Here is a 16,704-nt window from a genome sequence, read left to right as displayed (position 1 = left end):
GCTTGGAGCCAGTCAACGCAGGAGTTAATCGGATGTCCCCGCGGAGCGCAGCGGTCAACGAAGAGTTGCGCCGTCGCTCGCGCGAGCGGCTGCTGCAGGCCACGGTCGAGCTGGTGGGCGAGCGCGGCTACGAGGCCACGACGCTCGCGGACATCGCGGACCGGGCCGGTGCGGCGCGCGGCCTGGTGTCGTACTACTTCCCCGGCAAGCGGCAGCTGCTCCAGTCGGCCGTGCACCGGCTGATGCACCGGGAGCTGTCCGCCGGGCTGGAGCGCGAGCCCGGCACGGACGACGGGCGCGAGCGGCTGGCGCGGGCCATCGACGCGGTGCTGGGGCTCGCGCGCGACCGGCCCCTCCTGATGCGCACCCACATGGCGGGGATCCTCACCGCGGAGGGCTTCATCCAGTGCCCCGAGCAGCAGCGGCTGGCCTACCTGCTGCGGGACACGGTGACCCGCTACGGCTCGGCCGACCCGGAGGCCGACTACCGGCTGCTGCGGGCCCTGCTGATGGGCGCGGTCGTGGCGGTCCTGCTGCCGGGCGCGCCGATGCCCGTCGAGCGGCTGCGGGCCGAGCTGTTCCAGCGGTACGGCCTGGCCTGGGAGCTGGGCACGCCGCCGGGTGCCGAGCCGGCACCCCCGGGGGTGTGAAACCGGCCCGTCGGCCGACCCGTGTCCCTCCCGTATCCCGGCTCCCGGTGGGATCCTGGAGGCACTCGCCGGAAGGAGTCCCTCCGTGCTTCGCGTCGCAGTGGTGGGATCGGGCCCGAGCGGGGTGTACACCGCCCAGGCCCTGGTGCAGCAGCAGGACGTCCCCGGAGTGACGGTGGACGTGCTGGACCGGCTGCCGTGTCCGTACGGGCTCGTGCGCTACGGCGTGGCGCCCGACCACGAGAAGATCAAGTCGCTGCAGAGCAACCTGCGGGTCGCCCTGGAGCACCCGAGCATCGGCTTCCTCGGCAACGTCCGGATCGGGGACGGCCCCGGCGGGGTGCCGCCGCGGCGGCTGCTGGAGCTGTACCACGCGGTGGTCTACTGCGTGGGGGCGGCGGCCGACCGGCGGCTGGGGATCCCCGGGGAGGACCTGCCGGGGAGCTTCTCGGCCACCGAGTTCGTGTCCTGGTACAGCGCCCATCCCGATGCCGCGCCGCGCGGGTTCGCCCTCGGCGCGCGGTCCGCCGTCGTCATCGGGGTCGGCAACGTGGCCGTGGACGTCACGCGGATCCTCGCCCGCGGCGCGGACGAGCTGCGGCCCACCGACGTGCCGGACGCGGCGCTGGCGGCCCTCGCCGGGAACCGGGTGACGGACATTCACATGGTGGGCCGACGCGGTCCGGCGCAGGCAAAGTTCACCACGAAGGAGCTGCGCGAGCTGGGCGCGCTGCCGGGCGCCGAGGCCCTCGTCCGGGCCGAGGAGGCGGCGCTGGATCCGGCCTGGGAGGACCCGTCGGGGCTGCCGGGCGCCGTGCGGCGCAACGTCGAGGTGCTGCACGGCTGGGCCGGGGAGCCTGCGGGCGGGCGCGGGCGGCGGATCCGGATGCGGTTCTTCCTGCGGCCGGTGGCCCTGCTGGGTGAGGACGCCGTGCGGGCGGTGCGCTTCGAGCGCACGGCGCCGGACGGGCTGGGCGGGGTGACGGGGACGGGCCGGTTCGAGGAGATCGAGGCGCAGCTGGTGCTGCGGTCGGTGGGGTACCGGGGGGTGCCCATTGCGGGGCTGCCCTTCGACGCCGACCGGGGGACGGTGCCCCACGAGCAGGGGCGGGTGCTGCGGAACGGCGCGCCCTCGCCCGGCGAGTACGTCGCGGGCTGGATCAAGCGGGGGCCGACCGGTGTGATCGGCACCAACCGGCCGTGCGCCAAGGAGACGGTGGCGTCGCTGCTCGCCGATGCGGAGGCGCTGGCGGCACGGCGTACGGCGGAGGATCCGCGGGCCGTGCTGCGGGCGTCCTGCCCCGAGCCGGTGGAGTGGCCGGGCTGGCTGGGGATCGAGGCCGCGGAGGCGGCGCTCGGGCACCGGCTGGGCCGGGGCACGGTGAAGATCCCGGACTGGGACGGGCTGCTCACGGCGGCCCGCGGGCGGGGCTGACCGGCGCGCGGGCGCGGCGGTCACGGGCTGGGGGGTGTCAGCCCCGGCCCTCCGCGCCCAGCCGTGCCGTCTGGGCGGCGTAGCCGGTGAGGACGCTGTCGAGGAGCCCGGGGAACAGGGCGTCGAGGTCGGCGCGGCGCAGGGAGTTCATCTTGGCGGTGCCCCGGTAGATCTGATGGATCACACCGCTCTCGCGGAGCACCCGGAAGTGGTGCGTGGTGGTGGACTTGCTGACCGGGAGGTCGAAGACGGAGCACGACTGCTCGGTCTCCTCGGCGGCCAGCGCCTGGACGATCAGCAGGCGCATCGGGTCGGAGAGGGCGTGCAGCACCTCTTCGAGGCGGATCTGCTCACGTGCGGGGTGCTCGAGGGAGCGGCCCGGGTTCCGTGTCTGCACGGCTGCTCCTCGGTGTGTTCCGGTCGGCGGTGACGGATTCATTGTACGAGAGATCTCGTAGTTCGACGGACATCGTCCGGGTATCCCGGGACGAACGCACGGGCGGCGCCCCCCGGTCCCCGCACCGCCTCACTTCCGCCGCACCGCGCGCCGGCGGCCGCCGCCCATGGCGATCGCCACCAGCAGGTCGGCTCCGCGGGCCGCCAGCCAGCGCCGCCGCTCCCAGCGCGAGCGGGGCCTGACGGCTCCCGGGCTTCGCTGCGGATCGAGGGCGAGGTCGGTCAGGCGCCGCCCGGCGCGGGCGAGGTCGGCGAGGAGCCGCTCCCGGCGCGGCCCGCCGTGCGTGGCGCGCAAGGCGGTGTACAGCCCCTCGATCTCCGCCACGGCCGCCCCGATGCGCAGGTCGGCGCTGTTCGTCGGCGACTTCCTGCCCTGTGCCACCCGCGGCCTCCTTCACGTGAACAGTCGCCCGGCGCACAACACTTGCCCATATGCGCAACTCCGCAACCCTGTTGAGCGGGCGTAAGCCGCGGGCAGGTGCCCGGCGCCGTGCCGTCGCCGGACAAGGGGAGAACGTGCTCGTCAGCCCGGTCGGCCCGTAGCGGCCGACCGCTGCCGGGCCCGGGCGCGCATGCGGTGCCTAGGCGCTCAGTCCCAGCCTGCCGCCGGCGCACAACTGCGGTTCGCCGCCCTCGGTCAGCCCCTGGACGGCCTGCTCCACGACCGCTCCGACGGCCGGCGCGCCGGCCAGGTAGACCGTGTGACGGCCCGCCCTGCGGGAGTCGACGAGACCGGCGAGCCGGAGCTTGGTCAGGTGCTGGCTGACGGCGGGCATGGTCTGACCGGTGTGCCGGGCGAGGCTGGTGACGTTGTGTTCGCCCTGGGCGAGGAGCCACAGGATGTGCAGCCGGACCGGGGAGGCCAGCAGGGCGAAGACGGCGGCGGCGTGGTGGAGCACCTCGGGCGAGGGGTCGTCCGTGTCCGTGCTCGCCGACGTCACCTGGTCCTCCTCGCCGCTCGTTGGTACGTGTCCAGCCTACGCATCCGCGGCCGGTACCGGGAGCAGCTCACTGCGCTGCGCGTCGGTTCACGGCGCGGAGTCCCGTCATCCGTAGGAGAGGTTGGAGCAGACGTCGTCGTCGGCCGACCGGGCCGATCCGGCCACTTGGGAGGGGACGGCCGAAGGTGCCGGTGACGCGGGGGCGGCGGTTGCCGGGGCGGCCGCGTACGCCCGGCCCAGGGTGACCGTGATGCCCGGTGCGCCGGACGTGCGCAGTTCGGCCCCCGGGAAGAGCCGGGCCACGGTCTCGGCGTGGCTCTTCTGCCCGGGCCCGTATGTGATGACGGTGGCCGTCTGCCCGTGTGCGGGGACGGTCGCGGTGCCGGTGACGGTGAAGCCGCTCTCCTTCAGCGTCCCGGCGGCGCGGGCCGCCAGGCCGGAGGTCGCGGTGGCGTTGTGGACGGCGACGCCGATACCCGCCCCGGAGACGGCGGACGGCGAGGGGGCGGCGGAGGCGGCGGGTTCGTCGTCCTGCTGCTTGCCGCCGGCGTTCTGCCCGTCGATGGTGCGGTCGCGCTTGATCGCCTCGAACAGGGCCTCGGCGTCGGGGTGGACGATCGCGACCCGGTTGCCCTGGTAGCGCCACGGCAGGGTGACGAATTTGGTGTTGTGCAGGTCGATGCCCTTCATCGACATGGCGAAGGACATCAGCTTGCGGGCCGAGTCGAGGCCGGGGTCCACGGTCATGGACTTGGTGGCGGCGTCCGCCAGCGGCAGCAGGGTCGTGGGGTCGAAGCCCTGGCCCTTGACCTTCTTGATCAGGCTGGCCACGAAGGCCTGCTGCCGCTTGATGCGGCCGATGTCGGAGCCGTCCCCGATGCCGTGACGCAGTCGCACGTAGTCGAGTGCCTGCTGCCCGGAGACCGTCTGCGGGCCCTTGGCGAAGAGCTTCTTGCCCTTCGAGCCGAGATTGGGGTTGAGGTCGCCCTGGTAGATGTCGTTGGGCAGGCAGACGTCCACGCCGCCGACGGCGGACGTCATCCTCGAGAAGCCCGCGAAGTCGACGACGACCGTGTGGTCGACGCGCAGCCCGGTCAGCTTCTCCACCGTGTTCTGCGTGCAGGCGGGATTGCCCTTCTCGGTGCGTCCCACCGAGAAGGCGGAGTTGAACATCACACCGGTCTGCGGGGCCGTCCACTTGCCGTCCGGGAGTCGGCACGGCGGGACGTCGACCAGGGTGTCGCGGGGGATCGACACGGCGACGGCGTGCTTCCGGTCACCGTAGACGTGCAGCAGGAAGGCGGTGTCCGAGCGGCCGAAGTCGTCGCCCCCGCCGCCCAGTTTCCCGTTGTCCCCGGACCGCGTGTCCGACCCGATGACCAGGACGTTCTGACCGCCGAGGCCGGCGGCGGGGCGGTCCTTGGACACGCCGTCGGCGCCGAAGCTGTCGATGTTGCCGTTCAGCTCGTAGTAGAGCCACCCGCAGCCGGCCACCAGCAGGAGGACGACCGAAGCCGATATGGCGGTGACGAGCCGCACACGGCCGCGCCTGCGCTCCCGGATCCGGGTGGCCCGCCGACTCTGCCGCTGCCGGGCCACCGACGTGCCTGTCATATGTGCACCTTCGTCCGCACGGTTGCCGGCGAACGACCGGCCCACCTCGCCCATCGGTTGTACAGTTGCGCAATGTAGCAAGAGTGAGGGCGTGCGTGGCCCGCCGGGTCCCGGTGACCCGCCGACGAGAGGAAGGGACGGGCGCAGATGCTGAGGAACGGTCTGGAGCCGTGGCACCTGCTGGTCGTGGCGATCGTGATGATCCTGCTGTTCGGCTCGAAGAAGCTCCCGGACACCGCCCGCGCACTGGGCAAGTCCCTGCGGATCCTCAAGAGCGAGACCAAGGCGATGAAGGACGACGACGCCGTACCGCCGCAGGCGACGCCCCCTCAGGAAGACCAGGAGGCGAAGCGCATGGTCCGGGCGGCCCCCGGCGACACCGCCTCCGCCCGCCCCGTCGGCGAGAACGGCCCCACCGCCACCCACTGACGGACCGTCCTCCCGGCACCTGCCGCCCACCGGATGCGCTCTCCTCCGACCTCACGCTTCATTACTTGCGCAATCCGGGAACCATGTTGCCCCGCCCGGCGTTCTTGGGTGGCGAGCATGCGCATCGGCGAACTTTGGAGGATGCAGTGGCAGTGACCCTGGCCAAGGGCGGGAACGTCTCCCTCAGCAAGGAGGCACCGGGCCTGACCGCCGTCACGGTCGGCCTGGGCTGGGACGTGCGCACCACGACGGGCGCCGACTACGACCTGGACGCCTCGGCGCTCCTGTGCGACACCTCCGGGAAGGTGCTGTCCGACCAGCACTTCGTCTTCTTCAACAACCTGCACAGCCCCGAGGGCTCGGTCGTGCACTCCGGTGACAACCTCACCGGTGGCGGCGACGGTGACGACGAGCAGATCCAGGTGAACCTCGCCGCGGTGCCCGCCGAGGTCGCGAAGGTCGTCTTCCCGGTGTCCATCTACGAGGCCGAGCAGCGCGGCCAGAGCTTCGGCCAGGTGCGCAACGCCTTCATCCGTGTGGTGAACCAGGCCGACGGCCGGGAGATCGCCCGCTACGACCTGACCGAGGACGCCTCCACCGAGACGGCCATGGTCTTCGGCGAGCTGTACCGCCACGGCGTGGAGTGGAAGTTCCGCGCCATCGGCCAGGGCTATGCGTCCGGTCTGCGCGGCATCGCCCAGGACTTCGGCGTCAAGGTCTGACGCCGCCGGGCGGGACGGCTCCCCCGGGCCCGTCCCGCCCGCTTCCGCGGGCAACCCCGTCATGCACGGCCACCGGGTCGTGCGCATCCACTGGAAGGACAGAACGGCACCATGGGCATCATCGGCTGGATCGTCCTGGGACTGCTGGCCGGAGCGATCGCGAAGATCCTGCTTCCCGGCCGCGACCCGGGCGGCCTGATCGGCACGACCCTCATCGGCATCGCGGGCGCCTTCATCGGCGGCTGGCTGTCGGCCAAGTTCCTGCACAAGCCGATCACCAAGCACTTCTTCGACGCCCCCACCTGGGGAGCGGCCATCTGCGGCTCGCTGGTGCTGCTGATCGCGTACCGCATTTTCTTCGGCAACTCCCGGGACTGAAGGCGCCGGGAAGACTCCCGGCGCCCCAGATCAGGCGGCGCGCCCGTACTGGACCGGGCTCGCCACCTCGCCGCCGAGTTCGCGGGCGGCACGCCGGGCGAAGTAGGGGTCGCGCAGCAGCTCACGGCCGAGCAGCACCGCGTCCGCCTGACCGTTCTCGAGGATCTTCGCGGCCTGCCGCGCCTCGGTGATCTCCCCGACGGCGGCCACCGGAAGTCCGGTCTCCGCCTTGACCCGCTCCGCGAACGGCACCTGGTAGCCGGGGCCGGTGGGGATCAGCGCCCCGGGCGCATTGCCTCCGGTGGACACGTCCAGCAGGTCGACGCCGTGCGCCTTCAGGTCGGCGGCGAAGCGCACGGTGTCGTCGGCCGTCCACCCCTCGCGCTCGTCGTCCGCGTTCTCCGTCAGCCAGTCCGTCGCGGAGATGCGGAAGAAGACGGGCAGTTCCCCGGGCCACACGGCCCGCACCGCGTCCACGACCTCCAGCGCGAAGCGGGTCCGGTTCTCGTAGGAGCCGCCGTACGCGTCGGTGCGGTGGTTGGTGTGCGGGGAGAGGAACTCGCCGATCAGGTAGCCGTGTGCACCGTGCACCTCCACCACCTCGAATCCGGCCGCCCGGGCCCGCCGGGCCGCGTCGGCGAAGTCGCGCACCACCTGCTGTATCTGCTCCACGGTCAGCTCGTCGGGGACCGGGTGCCCGTCGTCGAAGGGCAGCGGGCTCGGCGCGACCGGCTGCCAGCCGTGTGCCTCGGGGCCGACCGGGGCGCCGCCCTGCCACGGCAGGCCGGTGGACGCCTTGCGCCCGGCGTGGGCGATCTGGATGCCGGGGACCGTGCCCTGGTCCTTGAGGAAGGAGGTGATCCGCCGGAACGCCGCCGCCTGCTCGTCGTTCCAGATGCCCAGGTCTCCCGGGCTGATCCGGCCCTCCGGGGAGACGGCCGTGGCCTCGACCAGGATGAGCCCGGTGCCGCCGGTCGCCCGCGCGCCGTAGTGCGCGAAGTGCCAGTCGCCCGGAACGCCGGCGCCCGGCCCCGTGGCCTCGGCACTGTACTGGCACATCGGGGCCATCCAGATCCGGTTGGGGATGGTCAGCGACCGCAGGGTGTAGGGCTCGAAGAGGGCGTTCACGAAGGACTCCATTTCGCCTGGGCAGCCGCCTCGACTGCGCTTAATGCGATGCCCATCGTACTACGACCATCGTCGAATTACGACACCTGTCGAACAACTCTCCCAGTCGCCCGGGAAGCGCGCCCCGCGGAGGACCCGAAGGGACCGCACGGCCTTCAGGCGAGCGGCTGTTCGGCCCAGATGACCTTGCCCTCGGCCGTGTAGCGGGTGCCCCAGCGGTCGGCGAGCTGGGCGACGAGGAAGAGGCCTCGGCCGCCCTCGTCCTCCGCTGCCGCATAGCGCAGGTGCGGCGAGGTGCTGCTGGTGTCGGACACCTCGCAGATGAGGCTGCGGTCGCGCAGCAGGCGCACCCCGATCGGCCCGGAGGCGTGCCGGATGGCGTTGGTGATCAGCTCGCTGAGAATCAGCTCGGTGGTGAACACCGCTTCCTCCAGGCCCCACTGCGCCAGCTTCCGCGTCACGTCGGCGCGGGCGCGCCCCACCACCGCCGGGTCGGCGGGCAGCTCCCAGTCGGCGATCTGGTCGGCCTCCAGGACCCGGGTACGGGCGACGAGCAGGGCGATGTCGTCGGTCTGACGCTCCGGCAGCAGCGCACCCAGCACCGCCTCACAGGTCTCCTGCGGCGACCGGCCGGGCAGGGCCAGCGTCCTGCGGAGGGTGTCCAGGCCCTCGTCGATGTCCCGCGTGCGGTCCTCGACGAGCCCGTCGGTGTACAGGACCAGGCTGCTGCCCTCGTGCAGCCGCAGCTCCACGGCCTCGAACGGCAGCCCGCCCACCCCGAGCGGCGGCCCGGCGGGCAGTTCGGGGAACTGCACGGTGCCGTCCGGGTCGACCAGCGCCGGCAGGGGGTGGCCCGCCCGGGCCATGCTGCACTCCCCGGAGGCCGGATCGTAGATCGCGTAGAGGCAGGTGGCGCCCGCGATGGCGGCCTCCTCGTCCCCGCCGGCCGCCTCCTGGTCGATGCGGGCGACGAGCTCGTCGAGGTGCCCGAGGAGTTCGTCGGGCGGCAGGTCGAGCGAGGAGAAGTTCTGCACGGCCGTGCGCAGCCGGCCCATCGTGGCGGCGGCGTGCAGGCCGTGGCCGACGACGTCGCCGACGACCAGGGCGACGCGGGCGCCCGGCAGCGGGATGACGTCGAACCAGTCGCCGCCCACCCCGGCCTGGGCGGGCAGATAGCGGTAGGCCATGTCGAGCGCGTCCTGCTCGGGCAGCCCGCGCGGCAGCAGGCTGTGCTGGAGGGTCACGGCCATGGCGTGCTCGCGCGTGAAGCGGCGGGCGTTGTCGATGCACACCGCCGCCCGTGCCGTCAGCTCCTCGGCCAGCGACAGGTCCTCCTCCTCGAAGGGGCCGCTGCCCTCCGTCCGCCAGAAGTTGACGATCCCCATCAGGACGCCGCGGGCCTTCAGCGGGACGGTGATGAGGGAGTGGAATCCGTAGTCGAGGATCTCCTGGGTGCGCATGGGGTCCTGGGTGCGCCAGCCGGTGGAGTCGCCCAGCACGGGGACGAGCACGGGCTCGCCGCTCACGAAGCCCTGGGCCTGCGGGGTGGGCGCGGCGAACCGGTGCAGCTCACCCGCCCGGTACAGGGGGTGGTCGTCACGGATGCCGGCGAGCGCCACGCGCCGCAGCTCCGGCGCCTCGCTGGGCGTTCCCGCCCGCGGCTCCTCGCCGCGCAGCACGGGCTCGGCGAGGTCGACGGTGGCGTAGTCGGAGAACCGGGGGGCGGCCACCTCGGTCAGCTCCTCGGCGGTGCGCTTGACGTCGAGGGTCGTGCCGACGGCCACGCTCGCGTCGTAGAGCAGCCGCAGCCGGCCGCGGGCGACCTCGGCCTTGCCGGCGAGCGCGCGCAGCTCGGTGGTGTCCCGGAGGGTGGCCACGCTGCCGGGCGGGCCGCCCCGGCGGTCGGTCGGCCGGTTGTTGACGGCCAGCAGGCGCTCGCCGACGGGGAGCACCTCGTCGGTCGCCACCCGACGGGAGGCGAGCAGTTCGGCCATCCGGGGGTCGAGCCCGAGGTCGGCGACGAGCCTGCCCTCCACGTCGGGGGCCAGGCCGAGCAGGCGGCGCGCCTCGTCGTTGGCGAGCAGGACCCGGCCGTCGGCGCCGACGATGACCACGCCCTCGCGCACGGCGTGCAGGACCGCGTCGTGGTGCTCGTACATCCGGGTCATCTCGGCCGGGCCGAGGCCGTGGGTCTGCCGCCGCAGCCGCCTGCTCACCAGCCCCGCGCCGGCCGTGGCCAGGGCGAGCGCAGCCGCGCCCGCGGCCAGGACGACCGGCAGCTGCCGGCCGACCGCACTGCTCACCCGGCTGACCTTGATCCCGGACGACACCAGGCCGACGACCGTGCCGTGGCCGTCCGTCACCGGGACCACCACCTGCATCTCCTCGCCGAGGGGACCGTTGACGACCTCGACGGTGGTGTGACCGGTCAGCGACGGGCCGATGGTGCCGACGAACTTCTTCCCGATCAGCTGCGGCTCCGGGTGCGAATAGCGGATTCCCTCGCGGTTCATCACCACGATGAAGTCGACCAGCGCCTTCCGGCGGGCGGTCTCGGCCAGCGGCTGGAGCACCTTGGCGGGGTCGGGGCCGCGCAGCGTGGCCACCATGCCGGGTGAGTTGGCGAATGCCTCGGCGGCGGCGAGCGAACGGTCGCGCGCCGCCTGGAATCGGTCGCTCCGCGCCTGGAGCAGCAGCGTGACCGCCGCGGCCACGACGAGCAGCAGCACGATCAGCACCTGCAGCACGAACATCTGACCGGCGACGCTGCGAGCGCTCGCCATCGACCGCAGGCGCCATCGCCGCCGCTCGTGCGGGTTGCCTGGGCGCCGAGGGGTGAACCAGCGGCCCGAGGGCCTCCAGGAGCGGCCCCGGATTCGGGCCATATCCCATGTCTACCCCGGTGCCCGGTGCGGCGCGAACGATAGACGCCCGGCAATATCGAGCGTACGTACGAAATTCGCGGGCGGGAGCCGCGCCCCGCGCCTCTCGGGGTCGTCCGTGCGGATGACACGGCGGGCGGCGGCAGTACGCGCTCCGGGGCGCTCGGGGGACGTGCTGGCCCGGCCCGGCGGGCCCGACCCGCCGGACGGATGATGTGACCGCCGTCTCCCCCTTCGCGTACGATCCTGCACTTGCGCAATAGTGGGTCCACTTCGGACCAGCGCTTGTCGTACGGGGCTGTACAGGGAGGGGCAGCAGCGGTGGCTGCACGACCGTTGAACGAGATCGTGGAATCGGGCTGGGCCAAGGCCCTGGAACCCGCGGCCGGGCGGATCGCCGCGATGGGCGACTTCCTGCGCGCCGAGATCGCGGCGGGCCGGACCTATCTGCCCTCGGGCGCGAACGTGCTGAGAGCCTTCCAGCAGCCGTTCGACGAGGTGCGGGTGCTGATCGTGGGTCAGGACCCCTATCCCACGCCCGGGCACGCCGTCGGCCTGAGCTTCTCGGTCGCGCCCGAGGTGCGCCCCCTGCCGGGCAGCCTGGAGAACATATACCGCGAGCTGCACACCGACCTGGGGCTGCCCCGGCCCTCCAACGGCGACCTGACGCCGTGGACCCGGCAGGGCGTCCTGCTCCTCAACAGGGCGCTGACCACCGCCCCGCGCAAGCCCGCCGCACACCGCGGCAAGGGCTGGGAGGAGGTCACCGAGCAGGCGATCCGCGCGCTGGTCGCGCGCGGCCGTCCCATGGTGGCCGTCCTGTGGGGACGTGACGCCCGCAACCTCCGCCCGCTGCTGGGCGGGGTGCCGTGCGTGGAGTCGGCGCACCCCTCCCCCATGTCCGCGGACCGCGGCTTCTTCGGCTCGCGTCCGTTCAGCCGGGCCAACGACCTGCTCGCGCAGCAGGGCGCGGCGCCCGTGGACTGGCGACTGCCCTGACGCGGGCCGGGGAGGACGGGATGCACGGGGCGGGGCCGGCGGGAGACGGGGGCACGCCCGCCGTGCTGCGTCGCACCGATGCCGTGCGCCATGTCCTGGGCATCGATTCGGGCGGCTCGGGCCTCCGCGTGGCCCTGGCCGCCGCCGACCACGACGGCCCGCGCCCGGCGCGGGCGGCGTGGTCCTCCCCCACGCCGGTACGCACCGGGGAACGGGGCATCGACGCGCAGGACTTCCTCCGCCGCGTCCTCCCCGCCGCCACCGGTCTGCTCCACGAGGCCGGCGCCGCGCGCTGCGCGGCCGTCTGCGTGGGCGCCGCGGGCATGTCCACGCTCGGCGAGGACCTCTGCACGACGCTGCCCTCCGCCCTCCGCGAGGCGCTGGGCGCGCCCCGCCTCGCCCTGGCCTCGGACGCGGTGACCGCCTACGCGGGGGCGCTGGGCCAGCGGCCGGGGGCGGTCGTGGCGGCCGGGACCGGCCTGGTGGCGCTGGGCACCGATCTCGCCCCGGGGAACGGCTGGCGGCGTGCCGACGGCTGGGGGCACCTGCTGGGCGACTGCGGCAGCGGCGCCTGGATCGGCCGGGCCGGGCTCGAGGCGGCGATGCGCGCCGTGGACGGGCGGGCCGGCGGCTCGCCCGCCCTGCTGACCCGGCTCGAGGCCCTGTTCGGCCCGGCACGGGAACTGCCGGGAGCCCTCTACCCGCGCCCGGACCGGGCCGCCGTGCTGGCCTCGTTCGCCCCCGAGGTGGGCCGGTGCGCACCGCACGACGCGGTCGCCGCCGGCATCCTGGGGACGGCCGCCCGGCACATCGCCGAGGCCGCGGCGGCGGTCTGCCCGCCACCGGAGCGCCCGGGCGGCCGGGGACACCCGACGAGCGAAGTGGCGCTCACGGGCGGGCTGTTCCGGATGGGCGAGCCCCTGCTGGGCCCACTGCGCACGGAGTTGCAAAAGCAACTCCCTCAGGGGCGGCTCGTCGCCGCCGCGGGCGACCCCCTGTCGGGTGCGTTGCACGTGGCCACGGCTCTTGCGACGGGCAGTCTGACCCTCCCCGTCGATGACACTCTGTTACGAGTCGTTTGCTGATCACATCCGCGCTCATCGTATGACCCAACGAATAAATCCGGACAGACCCCGTTCACTTACCCCCCACCCGAACGGACCGGTTCCATGAACGACTAACATGCGGCGCCATGAGCTCCCCCACAGGGCCGACGCCCGGCCTGCCAGTACGAATGCCGCGTCCCCGCCAGCCCGGACGGCACCGGCGGCCGGAGCCCGCGGTCGCTCCGGCGGGTGCGCCCCCGCTGGTGCTGGCCGTGCCCGGGACGCCCGACCTCACCACGCGGCGCCTCGCCGAGGAGACCCTGAGCATCGCCCGCTCCGAGCTGCCCGGGCTCGATGCGCGCATAGGCTACCTGGACGCCGCCCAGGGCGGCGAGGAGACCGCCGAGGGCTTCCCCTCTCTGGACGCCGTCCTCGGCCACGCCGCCGCGCAGCGCGCCGCTCGCGCGAGCGAAGCCGCCGCCGGGGAGACCGAGGACCCCTGGGCCCAGGCGCCCGACGCCGTCGTGGTGCCGCTGCTGGCGGGACCGGACAGCGCCGTGCTGCGCCGGATACGCCAGTCCGTCATGAGCAGCGGCTCCGCCGCCGAGCTGACCGATGCGCTCGGCCCGCACCCGCTGCTCGCCGAGGCGCTGCACGTGCGCCTGTCCGAGGCGGGCCTGGCCCGCGCCGACCGCGCCCGACTGTTCACAGTTGCAACGGCGGCCGACGGCATCGTGCTGGCGACGGTCGGCGGCGAGGAGGCCGTGCAGTCCGCCGGGATCTCCGGAATGCTGCTCTCCGCCCGGCTCGCGGTGCCGGTGCTGGCCGCCGCGCTGGACGCCGAGGGCTCCATCGCCCGCGCCGCCGACCAGCTGCGCGCCTCCGGCTCCCACAACCTCGCCCTTGCGCCCTGCCTCATCGGGTCCGAGGTCGACGAGGCCCTGACGGCCATGGCCGCCAAGGAGGCCGGCTGCGCGGCCGCCGAGCCGCTGGGCGCGTACCCGGCGATCGGCAAGCTCGTCCTCGCCAAGTACGCGGCCGCGCTGGGCATCGCCGTCCAGCCCGTGCCGCAGGGCACCGCAGTGCGCTGACGCGCCCGTGCCTCCGGCCGGTCCGCCACCGGCCGCACGCTCCCCGGAGGGGGTCTCCGCCACGCGGAGACCCCCTCCGCGCGTTCCGCCGCGGTCAGCGGCCCTCGCCGCCGGAGGGGCCGAACACCACGCAGGAGGCGGCCGGTATCCGCACCGAGCCCGCGCGCGTGGGTATGCCCGTCTCCTGGTCGACGGTGAACCAGGTGACGTCGCCCGACCGCTCGTTGGCCGCGTAGAGCAGGCGGCCGTCCGGATGGGCCGTCAGATCGCGGGGCCAGTGGCCGCCGCAGCCCACGGTGCCGCGCAGTGCGGCGACGTCGCCCGAGGCGTCGAGCGCGAAGGTCGCGATGCTGTCGTGCCCGCGGTTGGCCGCCCACAGGAACCGCCCGTCGGCGGAGACCACCGGCGCCGACGGGTAGTTGACGGGCACGGGCCTCGCGGCCGCGGGCAGCACACGGGTCTCGTCCAGCGGGTGCAGTGTGCCCGAGGCGGCGTCCCAGCGGCAGACGGTGACGGTCGGGTCCAGCTCGCCGAGGACGTACGCGCGCTCGCCGCGGGGGTGGAAGACCAGGTGTCTGGGCCCGCTCCCCGGCCGGAGCCGGGTCTCGCCGTGCGGGGTCACCGTATGCGCGCCCCCGGCCCCGAGGGCGTAGCTCCACACGGAGTCCGTGCCGAGGTCGACGGCGAGCAGCCAGCGCCCGGAGGGGTCGGGCACGACCGCATGCGCGTGCGGGGCGGCCTGGCGGTCGGCGACGGGCCCGCCACCGCGGTGCGGGAACACCGCCGAGGCCGCCCCGGGACGCCCGTCCGCCCCGACGGGGAGCACGCTGACGCTGCCGGAGCCGTAGTTGGCGGTGAACAGCCGCGCCCCCGCCCCGCCCGCACCCGGCGCGAGCGCGAGATGGGTGGGCCCGGAGCCGCGCACCGGGACGGGCGGCCCGAGCGGTTCGGGCCGCGCGGGATCGGCCAGGGAGAAGGCGGCCACCGCGCCCTCCTCGGTCTCGCTCACCGCGTAGAGCACGCCGCCACCGGGCGGGAGCGCCAGGAACGAGGGGTTCGCCACCGCGGCGGTGGCGTGGACGGGGTGCAGCGCGCCCGTCTCCGCGCAGACCTCCGCGGCGGTCAGCCCAGGGCCGCCCGCCTCGGTGAACGAGCCGATGTACGCCCACCGGTCCTGCTGCTGTCCGTACCCGGCCATCGTGCCGCCCTCCCCCGCACCGGACTCCATGTGACCACGAAGTTACACGGTGCCACTGACAACGCCCGCGGACGGCCGGACCGGACTGCGCCCGCCCGGAGCGGCGCGAGCCTCACACCTGGGCGAACACTCCGCGCGGGGCGTCGCGCAGCGGCGTCGCCAGCGACGCCAGCGAGGCCTCCAGGTCGTGCAGGTGGGCGAGGGCGCGCTCCGCGCCGGGGTGGTGGTGCGGAGCGGCGTCGAGGTCGGCCGCGGAGCCGGGCGACTCGCCCTGGGCGACCAGCGCGTGCAGGGCCGCCTCGACCCTCAGGCAGGCGGCGGTCAGGCGGGCGTCGTGGGAGGCGTCCGGGTCGGCCGCGACCTCCGCCAGGCCGCGGGCCTGCCGGGCGCAGTCGTCCAGGTGGAGCATGACCGTCCGGGCCCGCTCCCGGCGTGCCCGCAGCGGGCTCAGCGGGTGCAGCAGCGGGGCCAGGGAGGCGCGCACCCGGCCGAGGAGGAGTTCCAGCTCGGCCACGTGCGGGGTGGGGTCGGCGGACTCGTCGCCCGCGAGCCGGCGGGCCGACTCGGCCGTGCAGCGGCGGACGGCGACCAGCGCGCGCCGGATCCAGGCGTCGGTGGCGGCGTGCGTGGTCACGGGCAGCACGACGGCCACGGCGACGGCCGCGCCGAACGCGCCGACGAGGGTCTGCTCCAGGCGCAGGGCCAGCAGGCCCGGGTGGAGCACGCCGAGGAGCCCGTACAGCAGGCCGGCCATGACCGTCACGAAGAACATCATCCAGCTGTACGAGGGCGCGGCGGTGTAGAAGATCCCGAAGACGCAGGCGGCGACGAGGACGAGCGTGGGTGCGGGCGCGCCGTGCAGCGGGACGGCGACGAGGAGCCCGGCGGCGATGCCGGCGACCGTGCCCACCACGCGGCGGAAGCCCCGGACGAGGGTCTCGCCGCGCGAGGCGGTGTTGACGAAGATCCACCAGGCGGTGCCGACGGCCCAGTACCAGCGCTCGTCGGAGACCAGCTGGCCGATGCCGAGCGCCAGGGCGCACGCGAAGGTGTTCTGGAAGGCCAGGCGGGTGGTGGGGCGGGCGAGGCCGCGGGCCGCCGCCGGGGCGGGGACGGCGGGCGGCGGGGTGCGGCGCTCGATGCACCACACGCCGAAGCGGACGAGCGCGGTCGCCGCGAGGGCGAGGGCGACGGCCGCGTACAGCTCCGGCAGCTGGGCGGGGACGGCGTGCAGGAACTGGGTGGCGAAGAAGCTCATGAACCCGAAGATCCCGAGCGCCTGCCCGCGGGCGCCCCAGCGCCGGGCGTAGACGCCGCAGAAGACCACGGCGAGGAACGCGGCGTCGCGCCCGAGCGGCAGCCCGTGCAGCGCCGTGGCCAGGGCGAGGACGGGGAAGCCGACCGCGGGGAGCAGGGCGGTGGTGACCGCCTGGCGGCGCACGGTCGGGTCGCCGACGGTGAAGAGGGCGAGGAGCGCCGCGAGGCCGCCCATGACGCAGGCGGGCAGCGGCAGGCCGGACAGGGCGGCGGCGGTGACCGCGAGGCCCACGCCGAGCACGGCCCGGGCGCCCGTGCGCAGCCGGAGCCGGCCCGGATCCGGTGCCACGAACATCCTCTTCAGAGCGGCCGCCCCCTTCTGCTCATGCCGGTGCGCCGGTGCGCGGGCCGAATCCCGCACACCTCGTGGGCGCATGCAAAAGGCGCTGCGGGGTCGGTTCCGGCTTCTTCGCCGTCC

The 16,704-nt window shown here is 74.4% G+C and carries 16 protein-coding genes; 8 read left to right on the top strand and 8 right to left on the bottom strand.

The window, feature by feature from the left end; all coding sequences use genetic code 11:
* Window positions 1-32 precede the first annotated feature (32 nt).
* Complete coding sequence (locus tag AC1Z4A_RS29495) at window positions 33-650, top strand: TetR/AcrR family transcriptional regulator (protein WP_483682918.1); 618 nt, start codon at window positions 33-35, stop codon at window positions 648-650.
* 85 nt (window positions 651-735) lie between these two features.
* Window positions 736-2,085: an FAD-dependent oxidoreductase gene (locus AC1Z4A_RS29490; protein ID WP_483682917.1), complete on the top strand. Its 1,350-nt coding sequence runs from the start codon at window positions 736-738 to the stop codon at window positions 2,083-2,085.
* A gap of 37 nt (window positions 2,086-2,122) precedes the next feature.
* Here the strand turns inward: AC1Z4A_RS29490 and AC1Z4A_RS29485 are convergent, their stop codons facing one another.
* The 4 genes from AC1Z4A_RS29485 to AC1Z4A_RS29470 form a co-directional block, all read right to left on the bottom strand.
* Entirely contained in the window at window positions 2,123-2,524 is a 402-nt protein-coding gene (locus tag AC1Z4A_RS29485; protein ID WP_483682916.1) for an ArsR/SmtB family transcription factor, read from the bottom strand.
* An 87-nt stretch (window positions 2,525-2,611) separates the two neighbouring features.
* The gene (locus AC1Z4A_RS29480; RefSeq protein ID WP_483682915.1) at window positions 2,612-2,923 is read right to left on the bottom strand and encodes a hypothetical protein; all 312 of its coding nucleotides are present in this window, start codon (window positions 2,921-2,923) and stop codon (window positions 2,612-2,614) included.
* A 199-nt stretch (window positions 2,924-3,122) separates the two neighbouring features.
* Window positions 3,123-3,482 (bottom strand): ArsR/SmtB family transcription factor, encoded by a 360-nt coding sequence (locus AC1Z4A_RS29475; protein WP_483682914.1) that lies wholly within the window; start codon window positions 3,480-3,482, stop codon window positions 3,123-3,125.
* A gap of 105 nt (window positions 3,483-3,587) precedes the next feature.
* Window positions 3,588-5,096 (bottom strand): LCP family protein, encoded by a 1,509-nt coding sequence (locus AC1Z4A_RS29470; protein WP_483682913.1) that lies wholly within the window; start codon window positions 5,094-5,096, stop codon window positions 3,588-3,590.
* A gap of 147 nt (window positions 5,097-5,243) precedes the next feature.
* Between AC1Z4A_RS29470 and tatA the strand changes: the two genes are divergently transcribed.
* The 3 genes from tatA (at window position 5,244) to AC1Z4A_RS29455 (ending at window position 6,625) form a co-directional block, all read left to right on the top strand.
* Entirely contained in the window at window positions 5,244-5,525 is a 282-nt protein-coding gene (gene tatA / locus AC1Z4A_RS29465; protein WP_483682912.1) for a Sec-independent protein translocase subunit TatA, read from the top strand.
* 146 nt (window positions 5,526-5,671) lie between these two features.
* The gene (locus tag AC1Z4A_RS29460) at window positions 5,672-6,247 is read left to right on the top strand and encodes a TerD family protein (protein WP_483682911.1); all 576 of its coding nucleotides are present in this window, start codon (window positions 5,672-5,674) and stop codon (window positions 6,245-6,247) included.
* Window positions 6,248-6,358: 111 nt separating this feature from the next.
* Entirely contained in the window at window positions 6,359-6,625 is a 267-nt protein-coding gene (locus tag AC1Z4A_RS29455; RefSeq protein WP_483682910.1) for a GlsB/YeaQ/YmgE family stress response membrane protein, read from the top strand.
* A 30-nt stretch (window positions 6,626-6,655) separates the two neighbouring features.
* Here AC1Z4A_RS29455 and AC1Z4A_RS29450 read toward each other — a convergent pair whose 3' ends face one another.
* Window positions 6,656-7,753, bottom strand: a complete 1,098-nt coding sequence (locus AC1Z4A_RS29450) for an NADH:flavin oxidoreductase/NADH oxidase (protein ID WP_483682909.1) — start codon at window positions 7,751-7,753, stop codon at window positions 6,656-6,658.
* A gap of 155 nt (window positions 7,754-7,908) precedes the next feature.
* On the bottom strand, window positions 7,909-10,536 hold the full coding sequence (locus AC1Z4A_RS29445) for a SpoIIE family protein phosphatase (RefSeq protein WP_483682908.1): 2,628 nt from the start codon (window positions 10,534-10,536) through the stop codon (window positions 7,909-7,911).
* A gap of 420 nt (window positions 10,537-10,956) precedes the next feature.
* Here AC1Z4A_RS29445 and AC1Z4A_RS29440 point away from each other — a divergent pair, with 420 nt between their 5' ends.
* From AC1Z4A_RS29440 to AC1Z4A_RS29430, 3 genes are all read left to right on the top strand, one after another.
* On the top strand, window positions 10,957-11,634 hold the full coding sequence (locus AC1Z4A_RS29440; RefSeq protein ID WP_483682907.1) for a uracil-DNA glycosylase: 678 nt from the start codon (window positions 10,957-10,959) through the stop codon (window positions 11,632-11,634).
* 20 nt (window positions 11,635-11,654) lie between these two features.
* Window positions 11,655-12,719, top strand: coding sequence for an N-acetylglucosamine kinase (locus tag AC1Z4A_RS29435; protein WP_483682906.1), 1,065 nt, complete (start codon window positions 11,655-11,657; stop codon window positions 12,717-12,719).
* A 107-nt stretch (window positions 12,720-12,826) separates the two neighbouring features.
* On the top strand, window positions 12,827-13,771 hold the full coding sequence (locus tag AC1Z4A_RS29430; protein WP_483682905.1) for a sirohydrochlorin chelatase: 945 nt from the start codon (window positions 12,827-12,829) through the stop codon (window positions 13,769-13,771).
* A 94-nt stretch (window positions 13,772-13,865) separates the two neighbouring features.
* Here the strand turns inward: AC1Z4A_RS29430 and AC1Z4A_RS29425 are convergent, their stop codons facing one another.
* Both AC1Z4A_RS29425 and AC1Z4A_RS29420 read right to left on the bottom strand, forming a co-directional pair.
* The gene (locus AC1Z4A_RS29425; protein WP_483682904.1) at window positions 13,866-14,999 is read right to left on the bottom strand and encodes a lactonase family protein; all 1,134 of its coding nucleotides are present in this window, start codon (window positions 14,997-14,999) and stop codon (window positions 13,866-13,868) included.
* Window positions 15,000-15,081: 82 nt separating this feature from the next.
* Window positions 15,082-16,581 (bottom strand): FUSC family protein, encoded by a 1,500-nt coding sequence (locus AC1Z4A_RS29420; protein ID WP_483682903.1) that lies wholly within the window; start codon window positions 16,579-16,581, stop codon window positions 15,082-15,084.
* Window positions 16,582-16,704 lie beyond the last annotated feature (123 nt).

Source organism: Streptomyces sp. 17_S59 (assembly GCF_056930295.1).
The sequence above is the reverse complement of the archived record's forward strand: the minus strand, read 5'-3'. Positions and strand labels throughout refer to the sequence as shown.

Excerpts from the sequence above, each read along its gene's own strand:
- AC1Z4A_RS29495 (WP_483682918.1), top strand. The coding sequence starts at position 33 with ATGTCCCCGCGGAGCGCAGCGGTCAACGAAGAGTTGCGCCGTCGCTCG.
- tatA (WP_483682912.1), top strand. The coding sequence starts at position 5,244 with ATGCTGAGGAACGGTCTGGAGCCGTGGCACCTGCTGGTCGTGGCGATC.
- AC1Z4A_RS29425 (WP_483682904.1), bottom strand. The coding sequence starts at position 14,999 with ATGGAGTCCGGTGCGGGGGAGGGCGGCACGATGGCCGGGTACGGACAG.
- AC1Z4A_RS29485 (WP_483682916.1), bottom strand. The coding sequence starts at position 2,524 with ATGAATCCGTCACCGCCGACCGGAACACACCGAGGAGCAGCCGTGCAG.
- AC1Z4A_RS29455 (WP_483682910.1), top strand. The coding sequence starts at position 6,359 with ATGGGCATCATCGGCTGGATCGTCCTGGGACTGCTGGCCGGAGCGATC.
- AC1Z4A_RS29435 (WP_483682906.1), top strand. The coding sequence starts at position 11,655 with ATGCACGGGGCGGGGCCGGCGGGAGACGGGGGCACGCCCGCCGTGCTG.
- AC1Z4A_RS29470 (WP_483682913.1), bottom strand. The coding sequence starts at position 5,096 with ATGACAGGCACGTCGGTGGCCCGGCAGCGGCAGAGTCGGCGGGCCACC.
- AC1Z4A_RS29430 (WP_483682905.1), top strand. The coding sequence starts at position 12,827 with ATGAGCTCCCCCACAGGGCCGACGCCCGGCCTGCCAGTACGAATGCCG.
- AC1Z4A_RS29445 (WP_483682908.1), bottom strand. The coding sequence starts at position 10,536 with ATGGCGAGCGCTCGCAGCGTCGCCGGTCAGATGTTCGTGCTGCAGGTG.
- AC1Z4A_RS29420 (WP_483682903.1), bottom strand. The coding sequence starts at position 16,581 with ATGTTCGTGGCACCGGATCCGGGCCGGCTCCGGCTGCGCACGGGCGCC.